The organism is Belnapia sp., from assembly GCF_059504005.1.
Map to the genome: position 1 here is coordinate 1 of NZ_JCACHU010000068.1, position 6,154 is coordinate 6,154.

The 6,154-nt window shown below is 64.4% G+C and carries 5 protein-coding genes; 1 reads left to right on the forward strand and 4 read right to left on the reverse strand.

What is annotated here, in order from left to right; genetic code table 11:
* The coding region (locus AC5JJ1_RS10270; protein WP_495785021.1) for a transposase at positions 1 to 642 on the reverse strand (642 nt) is incomplete at its 3' end.
* Between the two features lie 611 nt (positions 643 to 1,253).
* Positions 1,254 to 3,125, reverse strand: a complete 1,872-nt coding sequence (locus AC5JJ1_RS10275; RefSeq protein WP_495785022.1) for a carbohydrate-binding domain-containing protein — start codon at positions 3,123 to 3,125, stop codon at positions 1,254 to 1,256.
* 593 nt (positions 3,126 to 3,718) lie between these two features.
* Between AC5JJ1_RS10275 and AC5JJ1_RS10280 the strand changes: the two genes are divergently transcribed.
* Positions 3,719 to 4,690: a carbohydrate-binding domain-containing protein gene (locus AC5JJ1_RS10280; protein ID WP_495785023.1), complete on the forward strand. Its 972-nt coding sequence runs from the start codon at positions 3,719 to 3,721 to the stop codon at positions 4,688 to 4,690.
* 79 nt (positions 4,691 to 4,769) lie between these two features.
* On the opposite strand, the gene AC5JJ1_RS10285 is transcribed toward AC5JJ1_RS10280, so the two are convergent.
* Both AC5JJ1_RS10285 and AC5JJ1_RS10290 read right to left on the reverse strand, forming a co-directional pair.
* Positions 4,770 to 4,907 carry a hypothetical protein gene (locus AC5JJ1_RS10285; protein ID WP_495785024.1) on the reverse strand — a complete coding sequence of 46 codons (138 nt, stop codon included), beginning with the start codon at positions 4,905 to 4,907 and terminating at the stop codon, positions 4,770 to 4,772.
* A 377-nt stretch (positions 4,908 to 5,284) separates the two neighbouring features.
* Positions 5,285 to 5,689 (reverse strand): MarR family transcriptional regulator, encoded by a 405-nt coding sequence (locus tag AC5JJ1_RS10290; RefSeq protein WP_495785025.1) that lies wholly within the window; start codon positions 5,687 to 5,689, stop codon positions 5,285 to 5,287.
* Positions 5,690 to 6,154 lie beyond the last annotated feature (465 nt).

The following is a 6,154-nucleotide window of genomic DNA, read 5'->3' on the forward strand; positions in this document are numbered from 1 at the left end:
TCGTCCCGACGCTGGCCGACGAGGGCGTCTATGTCGCCAGTGAGGCCAGCTTCCATCGCGTGCTGCGCGACCATGGCCAGATGCAGCGCTGCGGCCGGGCTCGCCCGCCGCGAACCGCAGGGCCGCCGAGCACGCATGTGGCCACTGCCCCAGGGTGGTATCGAGCCAAAGGTAGGGCCACTCGCCCGACAGTGGTCGGTCGAGAAAGGCGCCAACCCGCTCGTCGATGTCCCGGCACAGCTTGGAGACGGTCGACTTCGAGATGCCGGACAGGCCCATCGCCTGCACCAGGTCGTCCACCCGCCGGGTCGAGACCCCGCCGATCCAGGCTTCCTGGATCACCGCCACCAGCGCCTTCTCCGGGGTCTTCCGGGGCTCCAGGAAGGGTGGGTAGTAGCTGCCCTGCCGCAGCTTCGGAATCCGGAGCTGGAGCGAGCCGAGCCGGGTGTCCAGCACACGGTCACGAAAGCCGTTGCGGTAGGTCAGCCGCTCGCCGGTGCGCTCGTGCCGCCCAGCCCCGATCAGGCCCTCCACATCGGACCCCATCAACATCTGCAGCACCGCCTCGGCGACACTGCGGAGAAAGTCACCGTCCCCGGCTTTCGCCAGCAGGTCCGCCAGTGGCAATCTGTCCTCGGTCATCGGGTCCTCGGCCGGTCAGGAGTGAGAGCTTCGCAACTCCACCCTAGCCGCCAGATCCGATGGCCACCCAAGCCCTACAGCCCGGACTACACCGGATTTTCCACCACCTGCGCAGACGCTACCGAAGCCGCCCCGGTAAGCGATCGATGCAACAAGGCAGCAAGGCAGAGCTGCAGGGACGCGACGAGAAACATAGTGGAAGTACACACACATGCGATAAGTGCAGCGTCGAGCAAGTGAGTTCAAATACTTCTGCCGCTGATGGCCCGATAGCGACATCTTCGTCCAGATGGGGGAGGAGGTCGGCACCCGCAACGCGGCGATCATCGCCGAGCACCCGGACTGGCTCCGCTACGACTGCCGGCGCATCTGCTCGGCAAGGCGCTCGGCGGCCGGTATCGCGACCAGCGGCAGACGTGGTTTGCCCTCCACTTCCTCGGCGAGGGTGCCGAATCCGCCTCGACCTCGACCCCCATCCGGAATTCGACGCCTGGCGGTGGACGCCGTTGGCGACGCTCCGGTCCCTGGCCGTGTCGTTCAAGGCGGAGATTTACGCCGTCCTCGCCCGCGACTTCGTCGGCCACGCCGGCTGACGCGGGCGGCCCGCCCCCTCAGGCGAACATCTGGTCGGTGTCGTGCACGGTGAAGGTCGCCGCGCCGTTGCTGACCAGGTCGGCGGAGCCATTGGCGACCGCGACGCCGTCATAGCTGATGCCATCGACATGGAGGTTGCGGTCCATCGCCGCGCTGCCACCCCAGGCATCGTTAAGGAAGGTGACGGCGACCTTGTGGTCGCCCGTCGCCCAGTTGCCCTTGATGGTCACCGTGTCCGACAGGCCTGACGAGTGCCAGGCCGTCGCGGTCTGCACGCCGCCGATCTGCACGTTGTCGACCTTCACGGTGTACTGCGCACTACCCTGATAGGCATCCTGCGAGATGCGCAGCACCAGCGTGTCGGAGCCGGTGCCGAGCGCGATCTGCGCCGGCGCCGGCGCGATGGAGGAGCCGGGGATCGCGGTGCTGTCCTGCAGGGCGAAGCTCGCCGTCCCCGCGCTGGTCAGCGCCGCCGCACCCTTGGCGACCGCGACGCCGTCATAGGTCATGCCGTCCACGAAGAGGTTGCGGTCGGCGCCCGGGCCGCTGCCCAGGGCATCGTTGAGGAAGGTGACGGCGACGGTGTGGCTGCCGACGCCCCAGTCACCCTTGATCGTCACCGTGTCGGACATGCCGGAGAGGTGCAGGGCGGTCGCAGTCTGCACGCCGCCGATCTGCACGTTGTCGACCTTCACGGTGTACTGCGCACTACCCTGATAGGCATCCTGCGAGATGCGCAGCACCAGCGTGTCGGAGCCGGTGCCGAGCGCGATCTGCGCCGGCGTCGGCGCGCTGAGCGCGACGCCCTTGGCCGGGGTCCAGAGCGGCAGGCCGCTTTGGTCATAGACCGCATTCCCCTCCCCCGGCTGGTTGGCGGCGGCCAGGCGGCCATAGCCATAGCCGTAGTAGGCAACGCCATCGGTGGGCAGGGCGGCGGTGAAGTGGACCTGCAGCGTGTCGGCCGACACCACCTTGACGGAATCGGCGGTGACGGCGCCGGCGGCATTGCGCACCGACCAGCCGATGCCGCCCGCGGCCTGCGGGTCCAGCGCGGCGAAGCCCGCCGACTGATCATGCGCCACCTTCACCAAGAGCGTGGCCGCATCCTGCAGGGTGGCGCTGACCGCCTTCGGCCCCTCATCCGCGATATTCCCCTTGGCCAGGGCCATGGGCGAATTCGGGCGGGCATATTGCGCCCACTCCTCAGCGAGTGCCAGGGCGAGGCGATGGCCGGTCTGCACCGTGTCCTGCTTCGACATGTGCGCGGAGCCGTAGTTGAGCGTCGTAGTCTCCGTGGGGAATTTGTAGCTCATGTCGAGGTCGAGGTCGCGCGCGCCGACGAGCGCGCCGAAGGAGCGATCGGCCGAGAGCTCTTCCATGCCGAGCCGGATAGCCTGCGTCGTCGCGTTGGAGGCGCCGACGAAGGGAATGGCGCTGACGAAAACATAGGGGCTGTGGGCGGCGTCGAGGCCGAGGCCCTTGCGCACCCAGGATGCATCGGTGCGGACGGCGCTCCCCCACTCGGCCTTGGTGAGCGAGGTGTTGAGGCTGTCATACTCGCTGTGGAGCCAGACGACCGCCGTCTCCGTCGCTTGCGGATGCGGGTTCTTGGCGATGTAGTTCAACAGGTCCTGCTCGTGCGACTTCGCCTGCCAGCTGCCGTCTGTGCCGCGCTGCACCCAGTCGCCGATGAAGGAGGTGCCGCTATAAACCGTTTGCTGCCCCGGCGTGTACCAGTCAGCGGTCAGGCGGATCTTGTCGTTGACGCCGTCGAAGCCGAGCAGCTTCTGTAGGTCGGCGATCAGCGTGGCGGCGCCGACGCCGCCGAAATCATCGCTGAGGAGGAGGAATGCATTCGACTGACCGCGAATGAGGACATCGAGTTCCATATCTGGTCTTCCCAATTTCGAAGCGACAATCGACGGACGGTATTGGAATGCGTGAGGGACAAGACTGCAGACAATATGGTTTCGGCTTTATCGATGTTTCGCAGATGCTGGTCGTCTTTCATGGGATTGCTTAGGCTTTGAAATGAAATTTTCGACATGACGTGTGATTTAGACATTGCGCGAGCAGGCTGCGGGGGCGGCGGTGCGCTCTGACGTCGCCACCGGCCGGCCTGGGCCTACGGCCGCCTTAGGCTCACCCAGCCGCGTCCGCCAGACCATCCTGAAGTAATCGGTCCGGCCCAGCATCCTTCACGGCAGCGCAGATAAGTCTGCGCGGCCCACACAGCGCTGCCCGCCAGACTGTTTCGCATCAAAATCTATATCGTCTAGCCAAGGATCAGTGCGGGTCCGCCGAGGGACCGGTTGGTTGGCACGATGATTGCGGCACCTGATGGTACCCGGACACGGAATAGGAGAGTGGATAACCGTCTTGGTGACGGAGACTGTACGATCTCGAATTATATTCTTTGAAATACGCAGAAATGTAATGTAAACGAAGTCGCGAGCTTACACGTCCGAACTTGGAGTTCAGCATGCTCACCCTCAGGATTTCCCAGGATGCGTGGCAGGGGAACGCCCAGTACACGATTTCGGTCGACGGCAAGCAGTTCGGTGGCGTCCGCACCGCCAGCGCCTCGCATGCGAGCGGCAAGTACGACACCGTCTCCATCTCCGAGATCGGCGCCGGCTCGCACAAAGTCACGGTCAATTTCGTGAACGACGCCTATGGCGGCTCCGCCGCCGCGGACCGCAACCTCCATGTCGACGGCATCTTTCTAAACGGCGTGAGCCAGAACAGCGCGGCGAAGCTCGCCCGCGCCGGCGCGAAGGACTTCGCCATCGGCGGCTCCTCCGGCGTCTCCTATGTCGGCGAGCAGATCCTGCCCTCCGGCTGGAAGCAGCGCGATGTGGTCGAGAGCTTCGACGCCGGCAAGGGCATGTTCTCTCATAGCTGGGGTCCGGGCAACGACACCTCGGTCAAGGGCCAGCTGACCCTGCGGAGCACCTGGGACGACCAGAGCAGCGGCACGATGATGAAGCCGGCCGGCGCCGACAAGGGCTTCGGCTATGGCCTGTACAGCTTCACCATCAAGGCGGAGGGTCATGTCGGGCCCTATGCCCTGCTCTGGCCGAGCACCGACAAATGGCCGGGGCCGGAAATGGACATGTTCGAGATCCTCGCCAACGGCACGCCCTACAACACGGTGCACTGGCGCGGCTCCGACGGCGGCGACGGCTATACCAGCTTCATGCTGGGCAATGTCGACGAGATGCGGAAGCACACCTACTCCCTGCTTTGGGAGTCGGGCCGGCTGACCGGCTTCGTCGACGGCATCCAGAAGTGGACGACTACTGCGCATGTCCCCAAGGATCAGGCCCATGGCGGCGAGAATGCCGTGCCATCCCTTGGGATGACGACAAACAACAACAACGGCGAACTCGGCGGCAAGAATTGGATGACCGCCTACGAATTCTCCTACGCCGACATGAACCCGCTGGGGTGATCCGTCACCAGCCCATGCTTCGTCCGGCACCATCGTCCCAGGGCCGGGCGACGCCGCCGGCGGGCGGCAAGGCCGGCAATCAATGCATGCCGAGCTGCGCGTAGATCCACTTCACATAGATGCCGAAGGCCTCGGTCGTCTTGATGTCGAGGTCGCGCCCGGCCGGCAGGTCGATGCTGAAATAGTCGGCCATTCGCTCCGGGCCGGCGGTCAGCACGGCGTAGCACGCTGCCTCCCTTCAAGGAGGCCAACTCTCTCATCCAGGCCAGATCCCAGCTAGGGGGAAGGTCGAATTGCGGTGCTTGCTATGCCAATCCAGGCAGAGATGCAGCGCTCGAGCGCTGCAGAGCCTGCGATGCAGTGCTGTCGCGGGAGAATGCAGATTGATGTCCCGACGCGCACCATCCGCCCCGAAGCCCGCAACCCTCGCAGGGATCTGCCAAGCCGTCACGACCGAGGGTCGCCGTCACATCCCCACCGGCCAGCGTCCTCGCCGCTGCCAGGGCGCATCCGCAGCGATTCTTTCCTATGGCAGTCGAGAATGAGGCCAAAGATGGCAAGGCGTTGGAAGAGGCTGTGGCTTGTCACGCCAAATCACACGCCCGCAGGCATCCCCATTGGTTTCCGGCGCCGCGAACTGGCAATCTGAATCTCCGTTGCAGCCTGGGCCTTCACCAATGCCGAGCTGAGCCGCGCTACCATCTCGGCACCTCTCTTCGTCCGCCTGGCGACGACACTGCGGCGATTTCCCCACTCTACCTCACGCTGGATCAATTCGTCTTCCTCAAGCCGGTCGAAGCAGCGGGTGACCGCAGGCTTATTGATTTGAAGATGCTTAGCCAAGCCTCGTACTGTTTGCGGCTGGCTTGTGTGGTAGATCGTCAACGCGATGGCGAGCTGACGCAGAGTGAGGTCCGCCTCGTCGCTCCGGATCTCGTCCAAGAATGCACGCCGAATGACGTGCAACAGGTGGTCGTCTTGAACTGACTTTCTGCTCATCTATTGCGCTCTAAGGATCGAAGCTGCCTACGTGCAGCCGCGGGCTTTGAGGGGGGGTGAAAGCCTTGCCCGAGGGGAACCGGTGGGACCTTCCAAAGCCCGCAGCGATGCGACATTACTATATCGAAGCTTTATTGCCACGAAATAGTGAGATGGTTCGGGCCAAAAGTTAGACCTGGGAAAGCAGAGCGGCTCCAAGATCGCGACTGACCACCACGTGCCGAGGCCCTTCCCGGCAGCATGGCCTGTAGGGGTAACTGCAGCACCACGTTCAGCGTGCATATCCCTGGCCGGCAACGAGGATATGACGACCAGCCCGCGCTGCTTAGCACCATGAGGCCGAAGCCGAGCCGGCAGCCGCAAGCTCATGATATCGAAGCGCAATGCTGCCGGGGCTGTTCCCACAGCGCTCACATGCGATAAGCACTGCACAGAGCATGCCATCAGACTGGGTCAGGTGCTCCG